We start from the raw sequence: 12505 nt of genomic DNA, 5'->3' as shown, positions 1-12505 counted from the left end.
ACGCCATGGAACATGCCACTGAACTGCAAGCCGCGCTGCATACCATTCACCTGCGCTCGCCCGATCCGCTGGCCATGGCGCGCTTTTACAGCCGTGCTTATGGCATGTCGCTGGACGCGGTGGCAGGCGGATATGCCTGCTGCGGCCCGGGTCGCTCGGTGCAGATCAGCCGTGGCCCGGCCAAGCAACTGGGGTTTGCGCAGTTCATGCTGCACTCCGATGCGGCCTGGCAGGCCCTGCGCCAACGGGTCCGGGTGCCGGCCCAGGCCCCATTGCCTGCCCACTGTGCAGAAGGCGGGGCAGGCGGGGCAGGCGCTGCCGTCGCCTGGCGCGACCCGGATGGCAATCTGATCGTCTTTACCGCGCCCGGTGGCGGTGCCGCTCCCGGCCCGGATGCGGGCCTGCCGGCGGCCATGTTGCAGCACTTTGCGCTGCGCACGCCGCAGTTGCCGCAGATGCTGGCCTTCTACACCGGGCAGTTGGGTCTGGTGCTGTCGGACTTGGTGCGCGACCCCGAAGGCCGTCTGCGCGCCTGCTTTTTGCGCAGCGACCCGCTGCACCATGCGCTGGCGCTGTTTCTGGCGCCGATGGCCTGCTTCGACCACCTGTCTTTCGAGGTGCCCGACTGGGCTTGCATGAAGACCTGGGGCGACCATATGGCGCGGCTGCGCGAGCCTATCGTCTGGGGTCTGGGGCGCCATGGGCCGGGCAACGATGTGTTCTTCATGGTGCGCGACCCGGATGGCAATCTGGTCGAGATTTCGTCGGAGATCGAGCACTGCGAACCTGGCCGTGCCGTCGGCGAATGGCCCCATGAGGAGCGCACGCTCAATCGCTGGGGTCCGGCCATTTCGAGAGGTTGAGCGCATCATGCCGGGCACCAACCGCATGTTGCGCATCCTGGGCCTGTTCGCTCTGGAGCGCCCGGTGATCACGCCCGAGCAGTTGATCGACGAATTCGGCGTGTCGCGCGCCAGCGTGTACCGCGACCTTGGCCAACTGACCCGCGCCGGCATGCTCGAGCGTGTGGCCGACAGGGGTTATGTGCTCGGGCCGATGGTGGTCGAACTCGACCGGCAGGTTCGCCTGGCCGACCCGCTGCTACAGGCGGCGCAGGAGCTCCCCGCCAAGTTGGCCGATGAGACGGGCGGCGCCGTCTTGCTGTGCCGCTTTCACGGCAGCAAGGTGCTGTGCATCCACCAGGTCAGCGGGCGCAACCCGGCGCTGTCGGTCAGCTATCAGCGCGGCCGCGCGATGCCGCTGTACCGAGGGGCCACGTCCAAGATCATCCTGGCCTATCTGCCGCCAGCCCAACTCGAACGACTGTGGGCCAGTGAACGCCAGACCGCAGTGGCCGCCGGTCTGCCCGACGATTACGCCGAACTGACCCGGGTGCTCGGCGCGTTGCGCCAGAGCGGCCACTGCGTGACCGCAGGCGAGATCGACCCCGACGCCGTGGGCCTGGCGGTAGCGCTGCGCGACGCGGAGCATCTGCTCGGCAGCCTGAGCGTGGTGCTGCCCGCCGCCACGCTGACGGCTGCGCTGCGCCAATGGGTGCTCAGTCGCCTGCAAAGTGTGGCTGGCCGCATCGAAGGCCGGTTGCAAGACCAGCGCGACAAGGCCCGCGCGATACGCAAAAGGGAGATGCCATGAATCGCGCATTGCCTGTGTCCGAACCGCCGCCATGCAGGGCCGACCAGGCCCACGATCCGGCCCATGATCAGACCCATGATCAGGCCCATTTCCCGGTGGTCATCGTCGGCGCCGGCCCTACCGGGCTGATGCTGGCCAATCTGCTGGGCCAACAGGGGGTGCGCACGCTGGTGATCGAGCGCAACCGCAGCACCGTGGCCGAGTCGCGCGCCGTCACCATCGACGACGAAAGTCTGCGCACGGTGCAGGCCAGCGGCCTGATGGGGCAGGTGCTGCCGCAGGTGGTGCTGGGCTACGGCGTGCGCTACTACTCGTGGCGCGGCAAGGAGTTCGCGCGCATAGAGCCGCAGGGCCAGGAATATGGTTTTCCCAAGCGCAATGCGTTTCACCAGCCGCTGCTGCTGGAGCAGTTGCGCGCTGGCCTGCAGCGTTTTGCACACAGCGCCATCTGGTTCGGCCACGAACTGCTGCAGTTCCGCGACGAAGGTGAAAACGGCCAGGTGGTGCACCTGCAGCTTGGCCACGACGGTGCGACCAAACACCTGCGCTGCCAATGGCTGGTGGCCTGCGACGGTGGCCGCAGCATGGTGCGCGAGCGGCTCGGGATCGCGCTGGTCGGCAGCAGCTACGACGAGAAATGGCTGATCGTCGACCTGCTCGGGCGCAGTTCGGCCTTGCGCCACGCCCGCACCTGGTGCGACCCGGCGCGGCCTGCGATCCGGCTGCCAGGGCCGCAGGGCACGCTGCGTTACGAGTTCATGCTGCACGCCGGCGAAGACCCCGAGCAGGTGTTGCAGGAAGAAAATGTGCGCCGCTGGATCCACGCGCGCCATCCGGCCGATGCGCGGCTGGCCATCACCCGCAAGGTGGTCTATGCCTTCCATGCCCGTGTTGCCGAGCGCTGGCAATCGGGCCGGGTGTTGCTGGCCGGCGACGCGGCCCATCTGACGCCGCCGTTCGCCGGCCAGGGCATGAACAGCGGCGTGCGCGACGCCGCCAATCTGGCCTGGAAACTCGCTGCCGTGGTGCGCGGCGAGATGGCGCCCGGCCTGCTGGCCACCTATGCGCAGGAGCGCAAGCCGCATGCCTGGTCGTTGATCGGGATGGCCGTGCGCATCGGCCGTTTCATGCAACCCAAGTCGGTCTGGGCGGCGCTGCTGGCACAGGGCGCGCTCAGGCTGTGCAGCCTGTATCCGCCGGTGCGCGAGCATGTGCTGCAGCTCAGGTTCAAGCCCAGACCGAGGTTCCATGAAGGCTTCTTCCTGCCCGGCGAGAGTGCTGCAGCGCTGGTGCCCGCAGGCCAGTTGCTGCCGCAGCCGCAGGTGGAGTTGCCCGGCGGCGCCCGGGTGGCGCTCGACGACATGCTGGGCCCCGGCTTTGCCTGGCTGGGCTTGGCCGATGCGGCCGTGCCGCCCGACTTTGGCCTGCCCTGCCGCCACCTGCGGGTGGTGGCGCAGCAGGACGATTTTCTGCCCGTGCAGCCCGTGCAGCCTGCACAGGCGGCGCAGTGCGCAGTGCTGCGCGATGTGGATGGCACGCTCGAAAGACTGCTGCGCAGCGCCGGTGCCAACGCCGTGCTGCTGCGCCCCGACCGGTATGTGCTTGCCTACCTCGGCTGCGCTGGCGCGCCGGACGCTGCCCGCTTGCAGCCACTGGCCGCATGGTGCGCGCCGCCGCGCAAAACGCTGGACGCACAGAGCGCGCGCCCGCACCGCGACGAGGGCTGCGCTTTCGCACTTTCCACCCCCGCAGCAACCATCTCGAATGACCAAGTCAAACCGCTTCAGCCATCGAGGCTGGCAACCACGCCTTGACCACTGAAGTTTGAATGATCTGAAAGATATGAGGAGACAACGATGCCCCCCTTCATCACCCAGGCCCTGGCCAGCGCCATGCTGGCCATGCAGACCCTGGCGCTACAGCCAGCGCAGGCCCAAACCTTTCCCGCCAAACCGGTCAGGGTGGTCACGCCGTTTCCGGCCGGTAGCGGCCCGGAGGTGGCCTTGCGCCTGGTCGCAGACCGGCTCGGCAAGCGCTGGGGCCAGCCGGTGATCGTCGACAACCGCCCCGGCGCCAGCGGCTTCATCGCCATCGAGGCGGTCAAGCGCGCCACGCCCGACGGCCATGAACTGCTGCAGATGGACAACGCACAGATGGCGGCCCAGCCCTTTTTGTTCAAGAAATTGCCCTACGACCTGCTGCGCGACTTCGAGCCGGTGACGCCGCTGCTGCGCAACTACTTCTTCGTGAACGTGCCCGCCGGCAGCCGCCACAAGACCATGGCCGATCTGCTGGCCAGCGCCAAGGCGGCGCCCCACCAGGTGAACTACGGTTCGTGGTTTGTCGGCAGCCCGGGCCATATCGGCGCGGTGATGCTGGAGATGGCCAGCGCCACCCGCATGACCCATGTGCCGTACAAGGATATGTCGCAGCTCTACGTGGCCGTGGGCAACCGGGAACTCGACTGGGCTTTCGGCAGCGCCGCCAGTGCCGGCGGCATGCAGCGCGCGGGCAAGACGCGCTATCTGGCGGTCGCGGCGCCGCAGCGGGTGGCGGGCTTTCCCGATGTGCCGACGGTGGCCGAATCCGGCGGCCCGGCCGGCTTCGAGCTCAGCGCCTGGACTGCGCTGCTCGCGCCCAAGGGCACCGCGCAGGCCGTGGTCGAGAAGATCCGCAAGGACGTGGCGGCCGTGCTGGCCGAGCCCGGGGTGAGGGACAAATACGCCAGCATGTTCTACGAGCCTTATGCGCTCGACGGCGCGCAATTTCTGCAGCAACTGCGCAGCGACACGCAGCGCTATGGCCAGACCATCCAACGGCTCGGCATCACGCTCGATTGAAAGCAACCCATGAAACTGGTCAGCTACCAACACCTGGACCAACCCGGCTGGGGCCTGGTCACCGACGCCGGCCTGGTGCCGCTGCACAGCGCAAGCTACCCGACGCTGCTCAGCGCGTTGCAGGCCGGCCAGCTCGATGCCATTGCCGCGCAGGCCCGCGCACCGGCCTTGCCGCTGGCCGGGATACGGTTCCTGCCGGTGATTCCCGCGCCGGGCAAGATTTTCTGCGTGGGCCACAACTACGAGGAACACCGCATCGAGACCGCGCGCGACGAGACCCGGCATCCGTTGCTGTTCCTGCGTGTGGCCGAGTCGCAGACGGCGCATTTGCAGCCGATCCGGCGCCCGGCCGAATCCACCGAACTCGACTACGAGGGCGAAATCGCGGTCGTCATCGGCAAGGCCGGACGGCGCATCAGGGCAGAGGATGCGTGGGCGCATGTGGCCGGCTACAGCGCCTACAACGATGGCTCGATCCGCGACTGGCAACGCCACAGCATGCAGTTCACCGCTGGCAAGAACTTCAGCGGCACCGGCGCCTTCGGCCCCTGGCTGGTCACCCGTGGCGAGATCGCCGATGGCTGCGAGCTGACGCTGCAAACCCGGCTCAATGGCCAGGTGATGCAGCACAGCAGCACGGCGGCGATGATCTTTCCGATCCCGGTGCTGATGGCCTACATCTCCACTTTCACCACGTTGCAGCCTGGCGACGTGATCGTCACCGGAACACCCGGCGGCGTGGGCGCCAAGCGCCATCCTGCGGTGTGGATGAAGCCGGGGGATCTGGTCGAGGTGGAGGTCAGCCAGGTGGGGGTGCTGGCCAACACCATTGCAGCGGAGTGTGTCTGACGGTGCTCGGACAGTGCCCATGTGCAGTGCGCCGGGCACGGGATGGGCCTGCTCTTCGGAAGTGGCGCCCGGCACGATCACCCGGCGGCATGCGCACGCACTGTGCACGGCGCGGCCGAAGGCTTCGGGCGTGCCGCTGCCCTGCGGCGCGCGCCACACCCTCCACGGCCCGACCACCGCCGCCAGCGCGCAGCGGGGCTTGCCTTGGCAGGGGGGCCGACGCCGGGCACGAGGCAGCAGGCAGCAGGCGGCAGGCGGCAGGCGCTGAAGACGCCGCACGCGCTGCGCGGGATGTTTCATTGCAACAGCGCCTGCAACTCGTGCTTTTTGACCTTGCCGGTGGCCGTCATCGGCAGCGCGCTGACCAAGCGGATCTGCGGCACCTTGTAGCCGGCCATGTTGTCGCGGCACCAGGCGGCGAGGTCGGCTTCGGTCAGCGCGCTGGCGTCGCGCAGGCGCACGAAGGCGATCGGGATCTCGCCCTTTTCGGCGTCGGCCTGACCCACCACGCCGCAGCCCAGCACCTCGGGATGCCGGCCCAGCAGCGCCTCGACTTCGGACGGGAACACGCTCATGCCCTTGACCTTGAGCATCTCCTTGGCACGGCCGAGAAAGTGCAGGCAGCCGCGCGCGTCGAACACGCCGATGTCGCCGGTGTGCAGCCAACCGCCGCGCAGCGATTCGGTGGTGGCTTCGGCCTTGTTCCAGTAGGCTTTGAGCAGCGAGGGGCTGCGCACCACGATCTCGCCCTCTTGCCCGATCGGCAGGGTGGCGCCGGTCTGGAAACTGCAAATTTTGATGACGGTGCCGGGCACCGGCAGACCGACGAACACCGGCTGGCCGCGCAGGTCCAGGTCATCGTCTTGCTGGCCGGCGGTGAAGGTGTCGCAGGTGTGCGTCTCGGTCATGCCCCAGGCGGCCTCGATCATCACCGTGCCGGTGAGTTGGCACCAGCGCCGGCGGTATTCCGGGTTGAGCTTTTTCACGAACGAGGACACGCGCACCACCTTGAGCGAGCGCAGGTCGTAAGCGCCTGCTTGCGGGTGCTCCATGATCTCGACCGCGTTGTCGAGCACCATGCCGGCGCGCGTGATGCCGTAGCGCTCGATGGCCGCCATCGCGCCCACCGGGTCCCAGCGCGCCAGAAGCACGACGGTGCTGCCGGAGAAGATCGGGAAGATCATCCCGGCGTTTTCGCCTGCGATCCAGAACAGCGCCATGTAGTTGAGCGTGATGTCGTCCGGCCCGATCTGGTGGGCCACGCTGCAGGTGGTGGCGGCCGTGTAGATCATGTCGCGCTGCGTGTGCACACAGCCCTTGGGCATGCCCGTGGTGCCGCCCGTGTAGTTCAATGCCGCAGGCGCATCGAGTTCGGGCGTCCGCCGTGTCCATTGCGGCGGTTGCGACGGTTGCGGTGCTTGCTGTGTGCTGGCGTGCAGTGCAGGCATCAGGTCCAGCATGCCGGCCGGTGCGATGCGTGGCCCGAGGATGCTCGGCGGCACCGGCAGCGTGGGTGCAGCCGGCAGCATGTCGTGCATGCTGGTAAAAAAGCCCGTCGTGACCGAGGTCCGGGGCAGCACCCGGCCTGCCATTTCGGCCAACTGGTCCAGCACGACCAGTGTCTTGGCGCCACTGTCGTTGAGTTCGTAGAGCAGTTCCTGCGCCTTGAACAGCGGGTTCACCGGCACATGCACCGCACCGAGCTTGAGGATCGCGAAGAACACGATGTGGTACTGCGGGCAGTTCGGGAGCATGACCGCCACGCGCTCGCCGGCCTGCACGCCATGGCTGGCCAGCAGCGCGGCGCAGCGCTCGCTCAAGGCGTCGAGCTGCGCGTAGGTGATGGTCTGGCCGTAGAAGATCACGGCCGCCTTTTGCGGCTGTAGCGCGGCCCAGCGGCGCAGGTACTCGCTCAGCGCAAGCTCGCCGAACGGATAGGCGGGTTTGCGCGCGATGGCGGCGGGCCAGTGCCGCTGCTGCAGTTCGGCGAGTTCGCGCAGCAGGGGGTCTTGCGCGAGAGGGTCGTCGTGTGGGTTCATGCCGGGCCGTCCTTCAGGCCGCCGCGCTGCCCAACTCTTGCAGCAGTTGCTGTTTGAGCTTGTATTTTTCGATTTTGTTGGTGGCCGTGACGGGCAGCGCATCGACCAGGCGGATGTAGCGCGGCTGCATGAAGCCTGGCATCGACGCCTGCGCATGGCGGCGCACTGCGGCCTCGTCGAGCGTCGCGCCGCTCGTCACCTCGATGAAGACGGCGATCTCGTCTTCATCGCCCACCTGCGCCGGTATCGGCACGGCAGCGACCGCGCGCACGCCGGGCTGCCTGGCCAGCAATGCCTCGACATCGAAGGACGATACGTTCTCGCCGCGCACACGGCACAAGCCGCCCATGCGGTCGACGAAGGCGTAGGTGTCGGGAGCCTCGGCGATCTGGCGGCAGGCGTCGCCGGTGTGGAACCAGCAGTTGCGTTGCGCCTTGACGGTGACTTGCGGCTTGCGCAGGTACTCCTGGAGCAGCAAACCCGGAAAGCGCGGCCGAAAGGCGAGCTGGCCGACGGCGCCGGGCGGCACATGGTTGTCGTCCTCATCGAGGATCGCGACCTCGAGCACCGGATTGGCGCGCCCCATGAAGCCCTTGGGCAGCGGCTGGTTGCCATCGACCAGCAGCCGCCCGGAGGCTTGGCAACTGGCGCGGTACTCGGCCTTCGAGCGCCCCTTCCACAGTGCTGCCGGGGTTCCCGTCTGGTCGCCGAGTTCATCGATGACGCAAGCGAAGCCCGAGCCGGATTCGGTTTGTCCGAAGCCGCAACTGACGAAGTCGATGCCAAAGCGGCGCGCCACTTCGTTGTGGTTGACCGGCAGCGGCTGCATGTGCACCTTGTTGAGCGTGTTGGCGCGGTCGCCGGGGCGCGGCGCGGCGTTCATCAGCCACGGGATCATCACGTCGAGCAAGATGCAACTGCTCGCGCCGCAGTCCTCGATGCGCTCCCAAAACCGTGTCGGGCTGAAGCGGTCCCACAGGCCGACGGTGTTGCCCTGCCACAGCGCCCGCGCGACGAGCGCAAAGGCGCCCCCGACATGGTATAGCGGCAGGTCGCAATAGAGCACGTCGGCGCTGGTGGTCGTTGCGCGCAGCGGGTACGTGTAGTGGTTCATCCAGCGAAAAGGCTGCAGCACACCTTTGGACGGCCCGGTCGTGCCCGAGGTGTAGACGATGTTGGCGATATCCAGGGGGCCGCGCGGCACATGGGGCACCGGGCCGCTGTGTCCGCGCAGCGCCGCGAAGTCGCTGAGCGCGAACCGTGGATCGAAATCGGGCACCGGCCCGGCGCTGAAGTCGTGATCGCCGGCGCCCGGCCGGTGCACGAGCAGCCGCCTGAGTTCGATCTCGGCGGCAATCTCCGACAGCGCCGCTGCAAACGAGCTGTCGGTGATCAACGCGAACGGCGCGGTGTCGTTGAGCTGGTAGGACAGCAGCGCGCCGCGAAAACCGAAATTGACGGGCGCGAAGACACCCCCGGCGCGCCAGATCGCATACATCGCGAGCGTGCCCACGAGCGAATTGCGGGTCAGCACGCTCACCGGCTGGCCTGGCGGCAGGCCCATTGCCGCCAGCGCGGCAGCGATGCGGTCGGTTTGCGCCTTGACCTCGGAAAAGCGCATGCGGATGTTGTCTTCACCGTAGTGCAGGTACACCTTGTCGGGCATCTGCGCGGCGCATTCGTCGAGCTTGTCGAGCACCATGTCGCCTTGCGCGCGCATGTCGTCAAAAACCTGTTGCGGGGTCAGCCGGGTCATTGGGGTCAGCGGGGTCATGTCGTTCCTTCGGGAAGGTCACTGGTTCGGCACTGCGGCCGGGATCAAAGTCGCTGGTGCGTGGGGTCGAGCGCCACGCGCAGCGACTCGCCGAGCGTGTTGAACGCGATGGCGGTCGAGAGGATCGCCAGGCCCGGCGCATACATCTGCTCCGGCGCGATTTCCATGTTCTGGTAGGCGCGGGCGAGCATGGCGCCCCAACTGGCGTTGGGCGGCTGTATGCCCAGGCCCAGGAAGCTCAGGCTGGCTTCGGCCAGCAAGGCGCCGGCCAACAGCAGCGTGATCTGCACGATCACCGGCTGTATCGTGTTCGGCAGCACATGGCGCCACAGGATGCTGCGCGTGGACGCGCCAAAGCAGCGCGCGGCATCCACATACAGTTCCTGCTTGACCACCAGCGTGCGCGCCCGCACGATGCGCGCCAGTTGTGGCGCGAACACGATGCCGACCGAGATCATCGCGTTGGTCAGGCCAATGCCCAGGGCGCCGGTCACGGCGATGGCCAGCACGATGGCCGGAAACGACAGCAGCGTGTCGATCAGCCGGCCGACCACTTCGTCGAGCCAGCCGCCGAGGTAGCCCGCCAGCAGGCCGATCGGCAGGCCCAGCACGATCGCCACGCCGACCGCCAGCAAGCTCGCGTAGAGGGTGACTGGCGCGCCGTGGATCATGCGGCTCAGAATGTCGCGGCCCAGGTCGTCGGTGCCCAGCCAATGCGCGCCGGAGATCGGTTGCAGCGTGGCATCGAGATTTTGCGCGCTCGGTGCGTGCGGGGCGATCCATGGCGCCGTGACCGACAGCAGCAGCAAGAGCACCAGAAAAGCCAGGCTGAGCGCCGCCCGCAGATCGCTGCGCAGCCAGCGCAGCACCCGGATACTGCGTGCTTCATTCATTTTTACCGGGTCCATGTGAAATACCGTGGGCAAGAAAACGTCGGCTCATTGCATTACGAGAAATGGACCATATGGCATATGGCATATGGATATGGCTGTCGATGGTTACAAGTCCGCGAGAACGGCGTTTGGCGGGTGGAATCAAACACCTGCATCGATGAGCTTGCGATCCAGAAATTCTTTTGCGCGCGGCACATCGCTCTCGTCCAGATGCTCGATGATGATGGGAATGTTGGGGTGCTGCCTGGCCAGGCGTTTGAGGTACAGTATGTAGTTCAGGGAACCCAGTCCGGGGGCTGGCAGTTCAATCGCGCCAACCCCGCGAAACTGGTGCGCCTCGGAGGCATCGATGGCGGCGAATTTCTCACCCTTGTCATCACTGCTGCTGCGCTTGACATCCTTGGCATGGGCAATTTTTATTTTGTCGGACAGGACATCAAACATCTGGTTGAGCACCTGGTCCATCCGGTCGATATTGTGCGCCTCGAAATAGTTGGTCGGATCCATCAGCAGCCCCAGGCCCGGATGGTCGACGTCGGCAAACAAGCGCGAAGTTTCCTCGATCGAACCAATGATGTTGTTGACGTATGTCTCGACCAAAAACATTGCGCCATGATCGTAAGCCTCTTGCGCAATCTCCCGAACGATTTTCACGCAATCCTCATAGGCGCGCTCGCTTTTGTTGTCCGGGTGGCTGGACCAATCACTGTCAGGGTTCACCGTTCCGGTCTCACTGATGACGTAAGGACTGCCACAATCGCGGGCATGGCGAAGTATGGCCTTCAGATATGCGTTACGTTTGCGCCGCTCACCAGGATCAGGGTGGACGATGTTGGTATACGCCGAGACGCAACTCACCGGTAAATCGTGCCTGCGAAAGGTGTCACGCACATGCCGGCATTTGTCGCTGGTGATGGAATCAGGGGTCTGGAAATCCATGTCCTTGAATGCCAGGTCCAACTGAACGGTGTTGAATCCCTGCGCCCTGATCCGCTGGGCGGATTCCTCCAGTGAATAAGGAAAATAGCCGGTGAAGATTCCTGTTTGAATCATGGTAAATTCCTCCTGCCGGGTTACACGAAACCGCTATCCAACTCATACCTCAAATTCAGCAAGCAAGACGGTGCGCCGCTCTGCCATCGAACGATAGCCGGCCTCGACCAGAGCCATCGTCCTGAGATTGTCATCTACGCCCAACATGGGCGGCTGATTGCTTTTCAAGGCCCATTGCAGTTGCTCCATCACACCGGCAAATGCCTGGGGAAACCAGCATGTGCCCCAGGTCGGCTCGATCCAGCGACCGTCGGTCGTTCTGCGCGAACAGTATCGCAGTGTGCTGGGACTGCCTGCGGGGTAATCAGGCCAGCCGATACTGCCCTGCGCCAGACCCTCAGTGCCTTCTACACGCCATTTGATATAGGTATCCGATGCAAAGTTTGCCTCGCGCGGCCCGCTCCACACATCCTCCAGACTGACGGCCATCAGTCCGTTCTGAAAGCGGAGCGTGGAGCAAACGATGCCGTCGGTGTGCGCAAACTCGGTGCGGGGGTCCGGGCGCGCGGCGCTGAAGATGTCGATGGGCTCACCGAAGAGAAAGCGCAACACATCCAGGTGATGGATGCTCATATTCAGCAAGGTCAGCCGTCCATACTGTTTCAGGAAGCCCTGCCAATGCGGAATCGCCCGCATTTCTATCGTAGCCAGGACGGGGAGACCCAACTCACCGTTGTCGAGAATCTGTTTGAGTACCCGCATCGATTGATCGAAGCGCATATTCTGGTTGACCGACACCCGCTTTCCCGACGTCCTGCACTCCCTGGCCGGTTCGCGTGCCGTCACAAAATCGAGCGCCAGCGGCTTTTGCGCCAAGATGCCCTTGATATGTGGCTGCTGGAGCGCCAAGCGTATCAGGCCGGGTTGCATGTCCGGGGGGAACGCGATATCGACAATCTCGACCCGGGGGTCGCGGATGAGGTCTTCGGGGGTATCGTGAACGGTGAGAATTCCGTAACGCTTTGCGGCCGCCTCGGCCTTGGAGCGCGTGCGCGATGCAATGGCAAGCACGCTGAAGTTGGCTTCGCGGTATGCCTCCAGTTGCACTTCACTCATGATGAACCCGGCACCGATAGCGCCGATGCGGAACTCTCTGCAGCGGATGGGCACGTCAGGCTGCGGTAGTATCTTCATGTTTGTCTCCGATATTTTGTCGATGCAGCGGTGGTCCACCGGCAAGCGTGGTGCACCCTAGTGTCGCGTCACCGATCATCTGTCGGTCCGCGCTGGCCATCGAAGCGCATCGCGGCGTTGCATCGCTTGCCAATACGCTCGGTATTGGCAAGCGATGCGCCTTGCGCTGCGCTCCGATGGCTGCGCGCAGCCTACGACATCTGATCGGTGACGCGACACTAGCCCCCATTTCCCCCGGTTTGAAAGTCCGAGCCGTTGCGGAAAGATGGC

Annotated in this window: 11 protein-coding genes; 6 read left to right on the top strand and 5 right to left on the bottom strand. The window is 65.7% G+C overall.

Features of this window, described 5'->3' with window-relative positions; genetic code table 11:
* The first annotated feature begins 5 nt into the window (after positions 1–5).
* Genes VEIS_RS16700 through VEIS_RS16680 form a run of 5 tightly spaced genes read left to right on the top strand, consistent with a single transcriptional unit; the run spans position 6 to position 5342 of the window.
* Positions 6–863 carry a VOC family protein gene (locus VEIS_RS16700; RefSeq protein WP_011811155.1) on the top strand — a complete coding sequence of 286 codons (858 nt, stop codon included), beginning with the start codon at positions 6–8 and terminating at the stop codon, positions 861–863.
* A gap of 7 nt (positions 864–870) precedes the next feature.
* Positions 871–1653: an IclR family transcriptional regulator gene (locus VEIS_RS16695; protein WP_011811154.1), complete on the top strand. Its 783-nt coding sequence runs from the start codon at positions 871–873 to the stop codon at positions 1651–1653.
* On the top strand, positions 1551–3467 hold the full coding sequence (locus VEIS_RS16690) for a bifunctional 3-(3-hydroxy-phenyl)propionate/3-hydroxycinnamic acid hydroxylase (protein WP_407831825.1): 1917 nt from the start codon (positions 1551–1553) through the stop codon (positions 3465–3467). The genes VEIS_RS16695 and VEIS_RS16690 overlap by 103 nt, the downstream gene beginning before the upstream one ends.
* A gap of 42 nt (positions 3468–3509) precedes the next feature.
* A complete protein-coding gene (locus VEIS_RS16685; RefSeq protein ID WP_011811152.1) occupies positions 3510–4493 on the top strand; it encodes a Bug family tripartite tricarboxylate transporter substrate binding protein in 984 nt (327 codons plus the stop codon).
* A gap of 9 nt (positions 4494–4502) precedes the next feature.
* On the top strand, positions 4503–5342 hold the full coding sequence (locus VEIS_RS16680) for a fumarylacetoacetate hydrolase family protein (protein ID WP_011811151.1): 840 nt from the start codon (positions 4503–4505) through the stop codon (positions 5340–5342).
* Between the two features lie 296 nt (positions 5343–5638).
* Here VEIS_RS16680 and VEIS_RS16675 read toward each other — a convergent pair whose 3' ends face one another.
* The 5 genes from VEIS_RS16675 to VEIS_RS16655 all read right to left on the bottom strand — a co-directional run bounded on the left by VEIS_RS16675 (position 5639) and on the right by VEIS_RS16655 (position 12235).
* A complete protein-coding gene (locus VEIS_RS16675; protein ID WP_011811150.1) occupies positions 5639–7381 on the bottom strand; it encodes an AMP-binding protein in 1743 nt (580 codons plus the stop codon).
* 13 nt (positions 7382–7394) lie between these two features.
* Positions 7395–9155, bottom strand: coding sequence for an AMP-binding protein (locus VEIS_RS16670; RefSeq protein ID WP_011811149.1), 1761 nt, complete (start codon positions 9153–9155; stop codon positions 7395–7397).
* Between the two features lie 44 nt (positions 9156–9199).
* Complete coding sequence (locus VEIS_RS16665; RefSeq protein WP_041950115.1) at positions 9200–10048, bottom strand: ABC transporter permease; 849 nt, start codon at positions 10046–10048, stop codon at positions 9200–9202.
* Positions 10049–10189: 141 nt separating this feature from the next.
* A complete protein-coding gene (locus tag VEIS_RS16660; RefSeq protein WP_011811147.1) occupies positions 10190–11101 on the bottom strand; it encodes a sugar phosphate isomerase/epimerase family protein in 912 nt (303 codons plus the stop codon).
* A 42-nt stretch (positions 11102–11143) separates the two neighbouring features.
* Entirely contained in the window at positions 11144–12235 is a 1092-nt protein-coding gene (locus tag VEIS_RS16655; protein WP_011811146.1) for a Gfo/Idh/MocA family protein, read from the bottom strand.
* Positions 12236–12295: 60 nt separating this feature from the next.
* Between VEIS_RS16655 and VEIS_RS28920 the strand changes: the two genes are divergently transcribed.
* Positions 12296–12439, top strand: a complete 144-nt coding sequence (locus tag VEIS_RS28920) for a hypothetical protein (protein ID WP_157048550.1) — start codon at positions 12296–12298, stop codon at positions 12437–12439.
* Positions 12440–12505: the final 66 nt, after the last annotated feature.

Origin of the sequence: Verminephrobacter eiseniae EF01-2, from assembly GCF_000015565.1 — a bacterium.
Taxonomy (GTDB): domain Bacteria; phylum Pseudomonadota; class Gammaproteobacteria; order Burkholderiales; family Burkholderiaceae_C; genus Acidovorax; species Acidovorax eiseniae.
The sequence above is the reverse complement of the archived record's forward strand: the minus strand, read 5'-3'. Positions and strand labels throughout refer to the sequence as shown.

What these genes read in the sequence shown, in the direction of transcription:
- VEIS_RS16700 (WP_011811155.1), top strand. Translation starts at nt 6, where the DNA reads ATGGAACATGCCACTGAACTGCAAGCCGCGCTGCATACCATTCACCTG.
- VEIS_RS16695 (WP_011811154.1), top strand. Translation starts at nt 871, where the DNA reads ATGCCGGGCACCAACCGCATGTTGCGCATCCTGGGCCTGTTCGCTCTG.
- VEIS_RS16690 (WP_407831825.1), top strand. Translation starts at nt 1,551, where the DNA reads ATGGGTGCTCAGTCGCCTGCAAAGTGTGGCTGGCCGCATCGAAGGCCG.
- VEIS_RS16685 (WP_011811152.1), top strand. Translation starts at nt 3,510, where the DNA reads ATGCCCCCCTTCATCACCCAGGCCCTGGCCAGCGCCATGCTGGCCATG.
- VEIS_RS16680 (WP_011811151.1), top strand. Translation starts at nt 4,503, where the DNA reads ATGAAACTGGTCAGCTACCAACACCTGGACCAACCCGGCTGGGGCCTG.
- VEIS_RS16675 (WP_011811150.1), bottom strand. Translation starts at nt 7,381, where the DNA reads ATGAACCCACACGACGACCCTCTCGCGCAAGACCCCCTGCTGCGCGAA.
- VEIS_RS16670 (WP_011811149.1), bottom strand. Translation starts at nt 9,155, where the DNA reads ATGACCCCGCTGACCCCAATGACCCGGCTGACCCCGCAACAGGTTTTT.
- VEIS_RS16665 (WP_041950115.1), bottom strand. Translation starts at nt 10,048, where the DNA reads ATGAATGAAGCACGCAGTATCCGGGTGCTGCGCTGGCTGCGCAGCGAT.
- VEIS_RS16660 (WP_011811147.1), bottom strand. Translation starts at nt 11,101, where the DNA reads ATGATTCAAACAGGAATCTTCACCGGCTATTTTCCTTATTCACTGGAG.
- VEIS_RS16655 (WP_011811146.1), bottom strand. Translation starts at nt 12,235, where the DNA reads ATGAAGATACTACCGCAGCCTGACGTGCCCATCCGCTGCAGAGAGTTC.